Annotated in this window: 14 protein-coding genes and 1 tRNA gene; 11 read left to right on the top strand and 4 right to left on the bottom strand. The window is 66.9% G+C overall.

Annotated elements, in window-relative coordinates:
* The first annotated feature begins 27 nt into the window (after window positions 1-27).
* From Cch01nite_RS10005 to Cch01nite_RS09990, 4 genes are all read left to right on the top strand, one after another.
* Window positions 28-1,779, top strand: coding sequence for an McrB family protein (locus tag Cch01nite_RS10005; protein WP_203752493.1), 1,752 nt, complete (start codon window positions 28-30; stop codon window positions 1,777-1,779).
* Between the two features lie 175 nt (window positions 1,780-1,954).
* Window positions 1,955-3,337 carry a 5-methylcytosine restriction system specificity protein McrC gene (locus Cch01nite_RS10000; RefSeq protein WP_203752490.1) on the top strand — a complete coding sequence of 461 codons (1,383 nt, stop codon included), beginning with the start codon at window positions 1,955-1,957 and terminating at the stop codon, window positions 3,335-3,337.
* A gap of 591 nt (window positions 3,338-3,928) precedes the next feature.
* Window positions 3,929-4,708, top strand: a complete 780-nt coding sequence (locus Cch01nite_RS09995; RefSeq protein WP_239070239.1) for a nuclease-related domain-containing protein — start codon at window positions 3,929-3,931, stop codon at window positions 4,706-4,708.
* A 37-nt stretch (window positions 4,709-4,745) separates the two neighbouring features.
* The gene (locus tag Cch01nite_RS09990; RefSeq protein WP_203752484.1) at window positions 4,746-4,979 is read left to right on the top strand and encodes a hypothetical protein; all 234 of its coding nucleotides are present in this window, start codon (window positions 4,746-4,748) and stop codon (window positions 4,977-4,979) included.
* Here the strand turns inward: Cch01nite_RS09990 and Cch01nite_RS09985 are convergent.
* Genes Cch01nite_RS09985 through Cch01nite_RS09975 form a run of 3 tightly spaced genes read right to left on the bottom strand, consistent with a single transcriptional unit; the run spans window position 4,976 to window position 7,137 of the window.
* Window positions 4,976-5,557, bottom strand: coding sequence for a hypothetical protein (locus tag Cch01nite_RS09985; protein WP_203752482.1), 582 nt, complete (start codon window positions 5,555-5,557; stop codon window positions 4,976-4,978). The two genes, Cch01nite_RS09990 and Cch01nite_RS09985, sit on opposite strands and share 4 nt — an antisense overlap.
* A gap of 55 nt (window positions 5,558-5,612) precedes the next feature.
* The gene (locus Cch01nite_RS09980) at window positions 5,613-6,617 is read right to left on the bottom strand and encodes a protein NO VEIN domain-containing protein (protein ID WP_203752479.1); all 1,005 of its coding nucleotides are present in this window, start codon (window positions 6,615-6,617) and stop codon (window positions 5,613-5,615) included.
* Between the two features lie 58 nt (window positions 6,618-6,675).
* Window positions 6,676-7,137 carry an NUDIX hydrolase gene (locus tag Cch01nite_RS09975; protein ID WP_203752476.1) on the bottom strand — a complete coding sequence of 154 codons (462 nt, stop codon included), beginning with the start codon at window positions 7,135-7,137 and terminating at the stop codon, window positions 6,676-6,678.
* A gap of 59 nt (window positions 7,138-7,196) precedes the next feature.
* Here Cch01nite_RS09975 and Cch01nite_RS09970 point away from each other — a divergent pair, with 59 nt between their 5' ends.
* The 7 genes from Cch01nite_RS09970 (at window position 7,197) to Cch01nite_RS09940 (ending at window position 13,456) form a co-directional block, all read left to right on the top strand.
* Entirely contained in the window at window positions 7,197-8,015 is an 819-nt protein-coding gene (locus tag Cch01nite_RS09970; protein ID WP_239070236.1) for a GntR family transcriptional regulator, read from the top strand.
* Between the two features lie 85 nt (window positions 8,016-8,100).
* Entirely contained in the window at window positions 8,101-8,526 is a 426-nt protein-coding gene (locus Cch01nite_RS09965) for a plasmid replication, integration and excision activator (protein ID WP_203752473.1), read from the top strand.
* A gap of 59 nt (window positions 8,527-8,585) precedes the next feature.
* Window positions 8,586-8,912 (top strand): hypothetical protein, encoded by a 327-nt coding sequence (locus Cch01nite_RS09960; RefSeq protein ID WP_203752470.1) that lies wholly within the window; start codon window positions 8,586-8,588, stop codon window positions 8,910-8,912.
* A 107-nt stretch (window positions 8,913-9,019) separates the two neighbouring features.
* Window positions 9,020-10,417, top strand: a complete 1,398-nt coding sequence (locus Cch01nite_RS09955; RefSeq protein WP_203752467.1) for an FtsK/SpoIIIE domain-containing protein — start codon at window positions 9,020-9,022, stop codon at window positions 10,415-10,417.
* A gap of 92 nt (window positions 10,418-10,509) precedes the next feature.
* Complete coding sequence (locus tag Cch01nite_RS09950) at window positions 10,510-11,988, top strand: replication initiator (RefSeq protein ID WP_203752464.1); 1,479 nt, start codon at window positions 10,510-10,512, stop codon at window positions 11,986-11,988.
* Window position 11,989: 1 nt separating this feature from the next.
* Window positions 11,990-12,169: a helix-turn-helix transcriptional regulator gene (locus Cch01nite_RS09945; RefSeq protein WP_203752461.1), complete on the top strand. Its 180-nt coding sequence runs from the start codon at window positions 11,990-11,992 to the stop codon at window positions 12,167-12,169.
* Window positions 12,170-12,208: 39 nt separating this feature from the next.
* The gene (locus Cch01nite_RS09940; protein ID WP_203752458.1) at window positions 12,209-13,456 is read left to right on the top strand and encodes a tyrosine-type recombinase/integrase; all 1,248 of its coding nucleotides are present in this window, start codon (window positions 12,209-12,211) and stop codon (window positions 13,454-13,456) included.
* A 23-nt stretch (window positions 13,457-13,479) separates the two neighbouring features.
* Here Cch01nite_RS09940 and Cch01nite_RS09935 read toward each other — a convergent pair.
* Window positions 13,480-13,569 (bottom strand) — tRNA-Ser (locus tag Cch01nite_RS09935).
* Window positions 13,570-13,574 lie beyond the last annotated feature (5 nt).

Genomic DNA, 13,574 nt, shown 5'->3' with positions numbered 1-13,574 from the left:
AGGCCCTCGAGTTGAAATGGAACCGAAATGACGAAGGCTGTCAAGGAGGCCCTGGCGGCCCTTGAGCTCTCTAAGAACGTAATTCTTGAGGGCCCGCCCGGAACTGGCAAGTCGTTCGCCGTGGCTGAAATTGCCGGTTCGTGGCCGAGGCGGCTGCTCGGCGCAGGCGACGGAAAATGGGCGGTGACGTTCCATCCGAGCACTAGCTACGAAGAGTTCGTGGAGGGAATTCGATACAATCCCAAGCGAGTAGCCACCTCTGGCACCACACCGGCGACGGCGAAGCCGCGCGGTTTCGAGCTGAGGTCTGGCGTTTTTCGGAAGTGGATTCGAGCCGCGCTTTCCGAGCCAGATTCGGATTTTCTTGTCCTAATCGATGAGATCAACCGCGCCAATGTCCCCAAGGTCCTGGGTGACCTGCTGCTTCTTCTGGAGTCCACCAAGCGACTGCACCACGACCCGGCGTGCACTCGGACCGGTGCAAGGCACGGGGCGTGCTGGTCAGGGGGCGCGCGGACTCAGCTCCCGTACTCCAACAAGCTTCTCGGTGTGCCGGACAACCTTTACGTGCTGGCGACGATGAACACATCGGATCGATCCATCGCACCGCTGGATTCGGCACTGCGTCGTCGATTCGCGTTTGTTCGAGTATCGCCGCTGGCGGGCGAAGAGCTGCTGGGGGAGTTGAAGGACGCCTTGCCCAGAATCGGGGATGAAGTGCTTCAGAGATCAGCGCAAGCGCTGGATTCCGTGAATCGCGCGCTCCGTTTGGCGCTAGGGCCGGACGCGATGCTCGGCCATAGCTACTTGTTCCAGATCGACGGTCGCGCGTCGGATGTTAGATTCTGGATACAGGCCGACAATTCGTCGACACAGACGGGGTCACAGTTCCAGCTGACAATAGATTGGGCATCGGCGCTCTTGGCTGCCGTAGCGCCGGATGAGAGCATTAATCGCCCCGGAACGGCTGTCGAACTCGATGTTGAGTATTCTGGACATATCTACACAGGCGTCCGCCTTGAGAATCCAACCGCAGGGAACGTCCGGTTCTCCGCCCATGGGACCCGGCTCCCATTCCGTACAATGAACGATGGAGTCATGGTTTGGGCGCCGAATGGTCACCGGCAGGTCCGGTTGGAGTACGTACCGTTCAACGGCGCCAAAGACGACGTGCTGGCGACGTTTGTCGAACGATCCGATTACACATGGCCGGCCACGACTCGCGCTTTTGGCCGTTTTGGCACGGATCGCGCGATTCGTGGCGACGGTGGTGAACGCGACGTCTGGAGATTCCTGGTGCTGCCGCAGCTTATCGAGACGGTAAGTCAAGCGTTCGTGCCAGAGTTGCTAATCGCAAAGCTGCGGCAGACGTGGATACAGGACAACCTGCCCGATAGTGCCAAGGATGAAGTCTCTCAAGCCTTCGGCGATTTCGACAGGTTTCTGAAGGACGTGCTGCTCCTCGAGATCGTGCAGGCCGGGCACGGACTGTCGAGCGGCCTCTTGATCGAGGACGTTGTGGCCGGCGGGGATGTCGGTGCCGGCGGGGATGTTGTGGCTGGCGAGGATGTTCTGGCCGACGGCGACGTTGTGGCTGGCGGGGACGTTGTGGCCGACGGCGATGTTGTGGCTGGCGGGGACGTTGTGGCCGACGGGGACGTCGGTGCCGACGGGGATGTCGGTGCCCAAGGGGATGCTGTGGTCGATAGGGATGGTGGATCCGACCTCGCACAGCAAAGCGCACCCGATGACGAAAGCGCTCGCGAAAGTGCAGGCTAGGTCTCGAATTGCGCTCAGAGCCAGTCCATTCGGAACTCGCACTGGCTTTGCGGTCTTGGCTGACGGATGCGGCGGCGTCCTGACACTGACGGTCCTGCCCGAGCCTTGGGCGCCGGCTAGTAGTCCCCGCCGTCACCTTCTCGAACACCGGCCGGGCGAGTCGACCCACGTTTCGATGTTCGAGGGCGACGTTGTTCAACTCGATACGACGCAGAGCGTCGTTAACAGCTTCGCGAGTGGGGCGCTAGAGATTGCCCGTGCAGGCAGCCAGGCGAACCTTCTCCAACTTGTACGCGCGGAAGATGGTACAGGTAGCTTGGAATTTCCCTCCGAAGGAGTCCGGAAAACAGACTTTGTTGACCTGGTTCACCTCATGCTGCTTGCGCGGCACCAGTATCGGGCACTGGACGGCGCGGGATACACCGGCGACCCTGCTGAATCGTTGTTGAGACTCGTCACCCATCGCATGTTTGTCGACGAGGTCGGGCGTGTGGTCGGCCGAGCCCGGCCTGCATATCGAGAATGCGTCGAGGTCCTGGCAGCTCCGCGCGGCCGTCTTGAAGCTACGAGCTTGGCGTTGGCTCTACATACAGGTCGACCGCGAATAGAGTCGAGGTTTGATGAACTCTCGACGGACACGACGGTGCTAAGGATTGTGCTCGCTGGCCTCCGTGTGGTGGCTACTGATCCTTGCCCATCGCTATTTGGGAACCTCGCTGCGCCGACGCGGATGCGGGCGATCGCACTGGCGCGTCAAATGGACAGCGTGGCCCTTCTTGATCGCGAGCGTGCCCTCGCAGCCGTTCGGCGTCTCGTCTTGACGCCGCTGGATCGGCCCTGGTTGCGGACGGTTGAGCTCGCCAACGAGGTGCTCGAGCGAAGGACGGTACTGCCGCGACCCGGACGGGCACGGTCGACGCACGCGGTAGCTGTCAGTCTCTACATGGATAAGTGGTGGGAACAGTGCCTCGCGGGTGCACTTCGGATTCTTGCCGATCGCGGAAGCGTTCTCGAACAGGTTCCTGTGCCGTCACCCTGGATCGAAATAAGGGGAAATGAACCACTGGACGCGGACGAGAGCCCAGCGGACGACAGTCTTGACGCATCGTCCCAAGAAGAAAAGACGCGGCACGTCGACCTGATGTTTGAACTTCGCGGCGCGACCATCATTGCCGACGCCAAATACAAGCTGAACAGCGGTGCGTTGGCAGCCGGCGACGGATATCAGGTGTTCGCGTACAGTCACACGGCGCGCAGCGGCACGAACGGCAGGTTGTCGGATGCTGCAGCCATTTTGTACCCCTCGCGATCCCCTGGTTCGATTTATGGCGGGCGGCTGGGCGGTCGCCGGCTACGCCGGGCGACTGCGCCAAACTACGAAGCGAGGCTGCTGGGTCTGCCCTTTCCTGCGCCGTCCGATCTTGGCTCCGATGTCGCATGGAAATCTTACCTGCGGCGGCTAGCGGACGCGCTGGAGCTGGGATTGCAGGGCATCGCTTCACGTCCTGAGGCAGGAACGTCGGACCAGCCGGCTGGCTTGGCGCCGGTCTTCGAGTAAACGCGCACGAACGGCGAGTGGCGTCCGATGGGACTCCGCCCGGCGCCGCGTAGTCCGAGCTCGAGCCGGGCGGCCTCGATGCACGTCGACTTGCCGAGGGCGGAGTTGGACTACTCTTCGCGGGGACTCTCGCGCTCGGCTTGAGGCGGAGCGTTCTGCCCGGCGCGCGCCCGATAGTCAGCTTGCCGGCACGCGCTGCTGCAGAACTTGGCATCCCGGCGCGCGCTCGAAGATAGCGGTCGGCCGCAACGCTTGCAGCTGCGTGTGGTCGGCGCAGGCACACTGCGCAGGCTACCGCGAGGGTGAAGCCCAGCGCGGGCAGCGTCTTGCGGACGTGACGCCGTCGAGCTTGGCGCATGTCAGCACTTCTAGGCGTTCGGCGCGGCGGAGTGCCCGTGCCATGCGAGGGGCTGGCCGTGAACCGGACCGGCCACGGCGAAGCCCACCGGTCGCTAGGCGACGTGGCGGCCGTACCGACTCAGGTCATCGAGACAATATGCCGATGCAGCCGCCATGAGTGGCAGGGACGCAGGGGGCGCTGCCGACAAGGCTATGCGCTTGCGCTTTGCCGGGACATGCCGCCTGTGCGGCGTGCAGCTGCGCGTGGGCGAGAGTGCCGTCTACGAGCGCGCAACGAAGACGATTCGCTGTGCTTTCTGCGTCAGCACGGCGTTCGGCACGGAAGCGCCCCGGGTATTTTCGCCGTTGGCTGTCCCTGAGATCGGCAATGCCGGGGCTTCGGCGCAGCGCGAGCACGATCGGCGGGCGACCAAACGCGAGGACCGCATCCGCGCCGCGCATCCGAGACTTGCAGGCATGATCCTCGCGCTGACCGAGGAGCCCCAGAGCTCCCGCGCGTGGAGTGCCGGGGCGAAAGGCGAGCAGGTCGTCGCTCGAAGCCTGGCCAAGTGGTCCAGAGACCACGTGCGCGTTCTGCACGACCGGCGGATCCCCGGCACGAAGGCGAACATCGACCACATCGCCGTCGCGCCCACCGGTGTCTATGTCATCGATGCCAAGCGCTATACCGGCCGGCCCGATCTGAAGGTCGAGGGTGGGATTCTGCGGCCTCGCAGCTTCACGTTAACCGTTGGTGGTCGGGACTCCACTCGGCTGGTGGCCGGGGTTCGCGGCCAGGTCGAGCTCGTCGCCGCTGCTCTTGCGCCGTCGTACCCAGAGGCACGGGTGCGCGGGATGCTGTGCTTCGTCGACGCCGACTGGCCCCTGGTCGGTGGCGCCTTCTCCATTCACGAAGTCGACGTGCTCTGGCCGAAGAAGGCCGCGCAACTGCTCAACCGCGACGGCGCGCTCACCGCCGGTCAGGTGGACGAAATCCATCGACGAGTCGCTACAGCGTTCCCGATCGCCTAAGGCTTACACACCGAGTCGACAGGGAGAGCACAGGCCGATGCGCTACACGTTCACGATCGCAGGCTCGGTCGAGGTCGACGACGTCGGCGCCCTGGCGGCGACCATCGGCCCGGTGCGCGGCGTCAGTCCCGGCGACGAGAGCGTTGTTGACATCGAGCTGGAGCCCAATGTCGCGATCCTGGCCCTGCTGGTCCGCGCTGTCAGCGACGGCCTGGACCGCCCCGGGCTCGGGCGGTTGCAATTCAAGGTGAGCGACGTCCAGCCGAGCTAGATCGGACGACGGTTCTCGTCCACCTCTATCAGCTCACCGGTCTGCAAACGCTTCCAACGCACGCCGGCGAGATCCCGGAAGAAGATGACGGCCACAGGCGGTGCGGCATTGTCCGTCGCTGTCGTCAGGAAATCACCAGCTCCGCCCGGAACGAGGACGGAACTGGTCATCTCTGAGTCTACTGCCGAGCCGACGAACGCTTGAGCGAAGACGTCGAATATCGGTGAAGCGGAGTAGTTCCCGTGCCGAACGCGCCAGTGCCCGACCGCTCTTCCGCCTAGGCCGCGGTGCTCTTCATGCCACTCCGGATACGCGAGAACGAGCAGCGCCTGGGCGCGCCGCTCTCGGGCTATCCGCGCGGCGTCCGCAGCGGCGCGGTCAGCGTCCGTGGCGGCCCGATCTGCGGCTCGGCCCGCCTCTGCGGCCTCGGCTCGGGCGTCGGCTCGTTGTGCCCGTCTGGCTTCGAACCAGAAGCCCACCAGGGCCAGGGCAACGGCAACGAACGTGGCGAAGGCGCCGATGATCTCCCAGGTGTCATGCCAGGCGGCGGTGTAGTCGAGGACCCAGTTTTTGCGCACGGCCGAGACCGTACAGCGGGGCGCAGACACTTTGGTGGGGTCCGGGGCAATGAGGCTAGATTTCGGGAAGCCTGTATCGGTAGCGGATCGCATCCAGTCGACCTTCCTCCGCGGTCCAATCCATCCACCACCGAACGTCTCCACCGTCGGCGCGGACAGCACCGTCAGATTCACGCCACCACCGAATGCCATCGACCACGTACAGGTCGGTCGCGGTCCAGTCGCGCGAGTTTCGGACCTCCCCGATAGTGAGCTCGACGTGAAGCGCAGCACCCGATGAGCCCTTGACCTCGACGTGACGTTCCGCACCCGCTTTGGTCGCAACCAGGTCAAAAGACTCTGAGGCACCGGTGTATTCGACGCGGTAGCCAGCTGCTCGGTAGGCCTCGGTCGCAAGGTTGACGGCTCGCCACTCGATAGCGGCCCGGACAGCGGAGTCCGCAATGTAGCCGCTGCCGACACGCTTCGTCGCCCTGGCCTTCGCCGGCGGCGCCGCAACGCGCGCCGACGCGCCTACCTCGTCCAGAGACAACAAGACAGCCATTTCGCGCGGCATTTTTACGAAGTACGTCTGCTGCGCCCGCAACTCGCGCTTGTCGCTGAACTGGAACGGCGAGTACAGCCTTCCGTCGGGGTACCGCGCCTTCAGATCTCGCTGAGCCGCGCGTAGCTGGGGCTCCAGTGCCCGAACCTGGGTGATGAGGACTGGACTAGCGAGGGGCGTGTAGCTCAGTAGCGGCATCCGCCACGCAGGACGCGGCACAAGTGTTCCCCGGGTTCGACCGACCGATCCGTGCGCCTGCCACGAGATATCGGTCTCCTCGTATGCGCCGGTCGCATGAGACCACCCGACAATGCCAGGCTCACCCGCGAGCGTCTTGTGCCAGTGGAGGACGATGTCGCCGGGCTGGACGTAGGTGACAAGCTCGTAGCCCCAATACGGTCGACCACTGCCGTCGGTGACCGGAGCGAAAAGATCAGCGCCGAGGTCTTCGCGGTCCGTGATCTCCATCCAGAAACGCTGACTCGCGTCGGACGCCCACCACTCATTGATCGCCACGGGCGATATTTTGCCCGGAAGTGAGGCTCAAGGGAGGTGTTCGGGCCGGTGTAGAGCGTCACCCGTGGGCTCGATGGATCGGGCTGATCGCCGAGTCAGGTAGAAGATCGACGCCGTCGTGCGCGCGAACATGGACGTCGTCGCCGAGTGCGTCGAGTACTCGGGCGGCGTAGGCGGGCTTCATCAGACTGGGGACGTCGTCGATTTCCATCCACGCGACGTTTCGTGCCTCGTCGGTCTGCGACACCGGATCAGAGAGGAGCCGACAGCGGAACACGAGGGCGACGATCCCCTGGCGCATGTTCTTGTAGACGCCGGTCAGTCGTTCGACCTCGACCTGCGCGCCGGTCTCTTCTTCGACCTCGCGGATGACTGCATCTTCGATCGTCTCGCCCAGCTCGAGTACGCCCCCGGGCGGTTCCCACCGCCCGTTGTCGCGGCGGTGGATCAGCAGGATGCGTGTGCCGCTGGCGTCGAGCACGATCCCCGCTGCACTGACTGAGTGCTGGGGCGTCGGCATCTGTGGCCCACCTCCCGTCTGTGCCAGTGTAGGAACTACACACGTCTACAGGAGTATGAGTGAACAGCCAAGAGAACCGTGCAGCGCGCCTGCACATCGTCGGTTCCTCCGGCGCGGCTCTCGACAAGGACTCCGACCGCCCGCTGTTCAGGCAGATCGCGGATTCGCTGCGCGCGCAGATCATCGCGGGACAGCTCGGGCCGGGCGACAAGGTGCCCTCCGAGACGCAATTGATGGCGTCGTACCAGGTTGCGCGCATGACCGTGCGCCAGGCGCTCGCGCTCCTGAAGGCCGAAGGGCTGCTGGTCGCCGAGCATGGCCGCGGGGTGTTCGTCCGCGCGCGGCCTGTCGTCCGGCGCGTTGCGTCGGACCGCTTCGCACGCCGCCAGCGCGAGGCCGGCCAAGCGGCGTTCATCGCGGAGGCTCAGGGTGTGGGCGCTCCGAGCGTCGACGAGCTCGAGGTGGGGTACGAGACCGCACTCCCCCATGTCCGCGAGGCGCTGGCTCTCGGCTCGCGCGCCAAGGTGCTGGCCCGGCGCCGGCGGTACCTGCTCGACGGCGAGCCGGTCGAGCTGGCGCAGACATTCGTGCCGGCAGACCTAGCCAAGGGGACGCCGATCGAGGAGCGCCACACCGGCCCCGGCGGCGTGTACGCGCGGCTCGAGGAGAACGGCCACCACCTCGCAGAGTTCACCGAGGAGGTCGCTGCACGGATGCCGACGCCGGAGGAACGGCGGCGTCTCCGGCTTCCCGAGGGCACGCCCGTGCTCACCGTCCGGCGAATCGCGTTCCGCAAGGACGGGGTGCCCGTCGAAACGACCGACACCGTGAAGGCAGCTCCGGCTTACGTCTTGGAGTACCGGTTCCCCGCTGAGTGATCCCGAACCCTTGCCACTCCTCTAGATGAGTGGTTCGCTGGACGCGAGCAGAGAACTGCTCTAGTCGAGTGAAGGAGTCGGGATCATGGCCATCGCCAAGCGTTTCGAGATCGCCCACAAGACGGTGTTCCCCAACGGGGCCTACCTGCGCGGGCTGGTCGAGCCCGTGACGGACTTCCAGGCCGAGCAGCGTCCGGACGGGTCGCGGCCCCAGCAGCACGACAAGGAGAGCGGCCTGCGGCTGTGGCAGTGCACGGTCATCGACGGTGACGACGAGGCCGGCCGACGCGAGATCGGTGTGACGGTGAAGTTCGCCGCGGAGGTCCAGCCGGTGCCGCCGAAGAACACCTCGCCGCTCCCGTGGACGCCCGTGGAGTTCGTCGGGCTGACTGCGCTGCCGTACGTCGACGACTCGGGCAAGCGGCCCCGGATCGCGTGGTCGTTCCGTGCGCAGGGCTTCGTCACGCCCGGCCAGCAGGTCAAGGTCGGGGAGCCGAAGGCGGCGGCGTGATGTCCGAGCTCATCGCCGTTGGACGGACCGAGAGCGCGCCAGTCGAAGTGGGGCCGACGATGCTCGAGCTGCTGACCATGGCCTCCGACGTGGTGGCGATGGTCGACGGTCACGTGCGATCGACCGACGTCGGCCACGGCATCGTGTCGGTGCACGTCACCTGCCAGGCGGCCGCCGAGTACCTGGCATGGCGGCTCGCCCTCGACCGCGTCACGACCTACGAGCCGACCAGGACGTGCCACGGGTTCGCGGTCTGGAGCGGCGGTGAGTGGCCCGAGGCGGAGTTCAAGGTGTTCTGCCGGGGCGACCTGGTGCCGCCGCTGCGCACGTTCCCCTGCCGCGAGCTTCCGGCGGTCGCGAACACGACCACTGGCCGGGCTGCGTGATGGCTGGTCTCCGGGTCGTCTGGTTCGTGCTGAGGCGGTTGGGCCGCGCGTGCCGGCGCTTCGTGTCCTGGACCGTCCAGTCATGGCGCACGGTCCTCGTCTGCCTCGTGATCGGCAACGTACTGGTGATCGCCGATCACGAGGCGGCGGGGGTCGTCGTCTTCTGGCTCGTCCCGGCCTGGAGCCTGGTCCGCGCGGTCTGGGAGGCCGTGAGCCCGCTGACGTACGAGACGGCGCTCGGTGGCCCGCTCCGCCGGCGCGCGTGGCGGCGCAGAGTGCGGAAGGGATGGGACCGGGTCGCTGAGCGGTGCGGGCTGGCGTCGCGCCGGACCACCGACGAGCCGCCAACGATCTCAAGACTGCTGAAGGTGCGGACGAGCGGGAACATGCTCACGCTGCGCGTTCGTGCCGCCGTCGGTCAGACCGTTGACGACCTGGACGGCGCCGTTGAGGCCATCGCGACGGCGTTTGGGGCGGAGTCTGCGGACTCACGTCGGGTGGGGCCGGGCGTCGTAGAGATGGTCCTGGCGATGCGCGAGCTGCTCCACCAGCCAACGACCGCGCCGGTTCCCTCCGAGCTCGAGACGGAGGCGGTGACCCTCGGCCGGCGCTCCGACGGGTCACCGTGGCGGCTCGAGCTGAACGGCCTCCACACACTCGTGGTCGGACGGTCGGGAGCCGGCAAGGGGTCGATCCTGTGGGGCATCGCCGGCAACCTTGCTCCGGCCGCTCACGCGGGCCTGGTGCGGCTCTGGGGCATCGACCTCAAGGGCGGTGTCGAGGTCGCGGTGGGCGCCGGCATGTTCTCGTCGGTCGCTATGGACGAGCAGACCGCGCTGCGACTGCTGCACTCCCTGCATCAGGTGATCGCCGAGCGGCAGACGGTCATGCGCGGGTTGTCGCGCCAGTTCACGCCGTCCCAGGGCGATCCAGTGCACCTGCTCCTGATTGACGAGCTCGCTGTCCTGACCGCGTACGCGTCGCGGGACGTCGTGAACGAGGCGAGCTCCCTGCTCAAGAGGATCCTCACCCAGGGGCGCGCACTCGGCGTGATGGTCGTGGCGTTCGTGCAGGACCCGCGCAAGGAGACCGTGGGCATGCGCGAGCTGTCCACTCAGACGATCGCGCTGCGGCTCGCGTCGTCCTCCGAGACACGGATGGTGCTGGGTGACGGCTACGGCGACCTGGCCCCGGCTCATTGGATCGACCGGACGATGCCGGGCGCCGGCTACGTCGTGAGGGATGACGGCGCCGTCGAGCGGGTCCGTGCCGACTTCTGGCCAGACGACGTCATCCGCATGGTTGCGCAGTGCTACCCGGCACCGCCCGTGCCGATCGAGGCCGTCGAGGCCGTCGAGGCCGTCGAGGCCGTCGAGGCCGTCGAGGACGATGCACTGGACGAGCTGGTCTCCGTGGTCACTCCGGACGTCGACGAGCAGGCATCGGCTCCGCGCCGGCGGACTCCTCGCACCCCTCGCACGCCCAAGGACTCCGAGGTGGCGTGATGACGAGGGCAACTCGCACCGGCTTTCGAGGTCACGGGCCTGACGCACCACTCGACCTGGACCACCTGGCGCTGGCTGAGGTGGAGTCCATCATGGGACGCCTCAGCGACGGCACCATGCCAGCTCTCGCGGACACGATCTCCAGGGCCGGCAACTGCGCACACCCGGTCCGTTTGGTCGGACGATCGGAGACCGTCGATCTGCGGACGGGCGAGATCGTGGAGACGTTCCGCTCGGCCGACGAGCCGCTGGGTCTGCTCTACAAGCCGTGCGGCAACCGTCGCGAGTCGGTGTGCGCGTCGTGCTCGCGCATCTACGCGCGCGACACGTTCGAGCTGATCTCTACCGGCCTCAACGGTGGCAAGGGCGTCCCAGCCACGGTCAACGCAAGCCCGCTGCTGTTCGTGACGCTGACGGCGCCGTCGTTCGGACTCGTCCACGGAGTCCGCGACGGAAAGCAGCCCTGCCACCCGCGCACCCGGTTGGCGTGGTGCCCGCACGGCCGCCGGCTGACCTGCTGGGCACACCACGACGCCGACGACCCCCGGGTCGGCGCTCCGCTGTGCCGCGAGTGCTACGACACCGACTCGGCCATCATCTGGCAGTGGCACGCGCCAGAACTGTGGCGCCGCTTCACCATCGCGCTGCGTCGCCAGCTGGCTGCCGAGCTCGGGGTGCGGGACCACGATCTCAAGCACCACGCAAGACTCGAGTACGCCAAGGTCGCCGAGTTCCAGACGCGCGGCCTTGTCCACTTCCACGCTCTCGTGCGGATCGACGGACCGGACGGTCCGGGCTCTCCTGCACCCGTCGCCGCCGCCAGGCTCCACGAAGCCGTGCGTCACGCCGTGAGCACAGTGCGCTGCGCCGCAGCGCCCCTCGACGACCGAGACGTCGAGCGGATCCTGCGCTTCGGGGCCCAGACGGACGTCAGGATCGTTCGCGATGGCTTCGCCGGCGGCGACCACATCACCACCGAGCAGGTTGCGGCCTACCTGGCGAAGTACTCGACGAAGTCGGCCGGAGTCGACCCGAGGCACCCTCTTCCCCACCTGGCGAACCTCATGGAGTCGTGCCGAGCCCTCGCCGCTCGCGCCATGGCCGGCTGCCCCTTCGCGTGCGACAAGCGAGCGGGCGACCGGCACCCGCGACTGTGCGGCAAGTGCGCTCAGAGCCCGTACGCGCTGCTCGGGCGATGGGCCTCGATGCTCGGCTTCCGCGGCCACTTCTCGACCAAGTCACGCCGGTACTCGGTCACCCTCGGTGCTCTACGCCGCGCTCGTCGGCGCTTCCAGAGCCTGACCGTCGAGGCCAGGCGCCGCGCGACGCCCCTCGACACCCGTGCGCTCGAGGCCCAGCTCATGGCAGACGACGAAGAGACGACGCTGGTCATCGGCACCTGGGCCTACGACGGTTCCGGCTGGCCGCGCGCCGGCGACAAGGCACTCGCCGACGCCGCCGCGTCGCGGGCCCGCGAGTATGCGAAGTGGCGAGCCGAGCAACGCCATGCGCGCACCAGCGACAACCGACAGGACAAGCCAACGACAGTACGAACGAGCAGGGGGATCTGAGATGAGCACCACAAGCGCGGGACCGACGACCCGCAGGCGTCTCTGGACGCCGGACGAGCTGGCCGACTACCTCGGGGTGACCAAGCACTGCGTCTACGCCTGGTCCAGCCGCGGCGGCGGACCGAAGGTGGTTCGCGTAGGTGCCCGACTGCGCTACCGGCCCGACGACGTCGACGAGTAGCTCGACCGGATCACCGACAACCAGGACGAGGGATGACCCGTGCCGCGGGAACCCATCAAGCCCGGCCGCTGGGGTCACATCTCCCGTAGGGAGCTCACGCCGGGCGTCTGGCGCGCGCAGGCCAAGTTCCGGGACTTCGCCGGCGTCCTGCACAAGCTCGAGGCGCGAGGACCGTCCGGCGCCGCGGCACAGCGCCGGCTCGAAGACAAGCTCCACAACGCGAGCAGCGCCGGGATGATCACCGGCGCCGGCACGATCGCACCCGACACACGGATGAGCGTCGTCTTCGACCAGTGGGTCGTCGAGAAGCGGGTCGAGGGGCAGGTGACCCCCCAGTCGTTGAGGACGTACCTCGGCATCCTGGAGCACGACCTACGTCCGGCCTTCGGAGCCCTAAGGGTGCGAGAGGTGACGCCGGTGGCCGTGAACCGCATGCTGTTGGCGCTCAGCCAGGCGCAGAAGTTCGACACCGCCCGCCAGGCCCGCAACGTGATGTCCCAGGTCATGATGATGTGCGTCCGCTACGGCGCAGCACCGGTCAACCCCGTCCGGGATGCCGTGACGGTCCGCAAGCCCAAGCGCGCAGCCGTCCGGACCATCGCGCTCGAGGACATCGCCCTGCTGCGCAAGGCGGTCCGGGAGTGGGAGGACCGGCCGGCCGCGATCCGGGGACGGCGCAACATCACGCTCCTGCCGCAGATCGTCGACACGATGCTGGGCACCGGTGTGCGGATCGGCGAGTGTCTGGCGCTCCGCATCGAGGACCTCGACCTGGACGCGGACATCCCCACGCTGACCGTGACGGGGACGGTCGTGAGGAACGACGGCAAGCTGGTGCGTCAGTCCAAGCCGAAGTCGGACTCGTCGCGGCGCACGATCACGCTCCCGTCGTTCGTCGTAACCGCACTGAGCGAGGCGATCGCGCTCGAGCTCGACGGCGGACCGGACGACCTCGTCTTCCCGACGACGAGGGCCACGCCGCGCGCTCCGAGTCATGTCCGCGACCATCTCAAGCAGGCGCTCGAGGACGTCGACCTCGATGTCACACCCCACGACTTCCGCCGCACCGTGGCGACCCAGGTGGCCCGCGCGACCACCCTCGCGAACGCGACGGCCCTGCTCGGGCACGCCGACGAGATGACGACGGCCCGGCACTACGTGCAGCGGATCAGCGTGGCTCCGGACCTCCGGATGGTCATCGACCAGCTGGTGTCGCAGGCGTCAGAAGACGCAACGGGGAGTGAAAAGGGAGTGGCCCCAACGACGAAGGGCCCCACTTCCGCATGATCATGCGGGTGGGGCCCTTCGTGTGGCGGTAGCGGTGGGATTTGAACCCACGGTGGACTTTCACCCACACACGCTTTCGAGGCGTGCTCCTTAGGCCGCTCGGACACGCTACCTCGCG

The organism is Cellulomonas chitinilytica, assembly GCF_016862675.1.
Taxonomy (GTDB): domain Bacteria; phylum Actinomycetota; class Actinomycetes; order Actinomycetales; family Cellulomonadaceae; genus Cellulomonas; species Cellulomonas chitinilytica.
This window is presented reverse-complemented; position numbering and strand designations above follow the sequence as displayed.

Coding starts and splice junctions, on each gene's coding strand:
- Cch01nite_RS10005 (WP_203752493.1), top strand. CDS start 28: ATGACGAAGGCTGTCAAGGAGGCCCTGGCGGCCCTTGAGCTCTCTAAG.
- Cch01nite_RS09990 (WP_203752484.1), top strand. CDS start 4,746: ATGCGCTACACGTTCACGATCGCAGGCTCGGTCGAGGTCGACGACGTC.
- Cch01nite_RS09945 (WP_203752461.1), top strand. CDS start 11,990: ATGAGCACCACAAGCGCGGGACCGACGACCCGCAGGCGTCTCTGGACG.
- Cch01nite_RS09960 (WP_203752470.1), top strand. CDS start 8,586: ATGCTCGAGCTGCTGACCATGGCCTCCGACGTGGTGGCGATGGTCGAC.
- Cch01nite_RS09950 (WP_203752464.1), top strand. CDS start 10,510: ATGGGACGCCTCAGCGACGGCACCATGCCAGCTCTCGCGGACACGATC.
- Cch01nite_RS09975 (WP_203752476.1), bottom strand. CDS start 7,137: ATGCCGACGCCCCAGCACTCAGTCAGTGCAGCGGGGATCGTGCTCGAC.
- Cch01nite_RS10000 (WP_203752490.1), top strand. CDS start 1,955: ATGTTCGAGGGCGACGTTGTTCAACTCGATACGACGCAGAGCGTCGTT.
- Cch01nite_RS09965 (WP_203752473.1), top strand. CDS start 8,101: ATGGCCATCGCCAAGCGTTTCGAGATCGCCCACAAGACGGTGTTCCCC.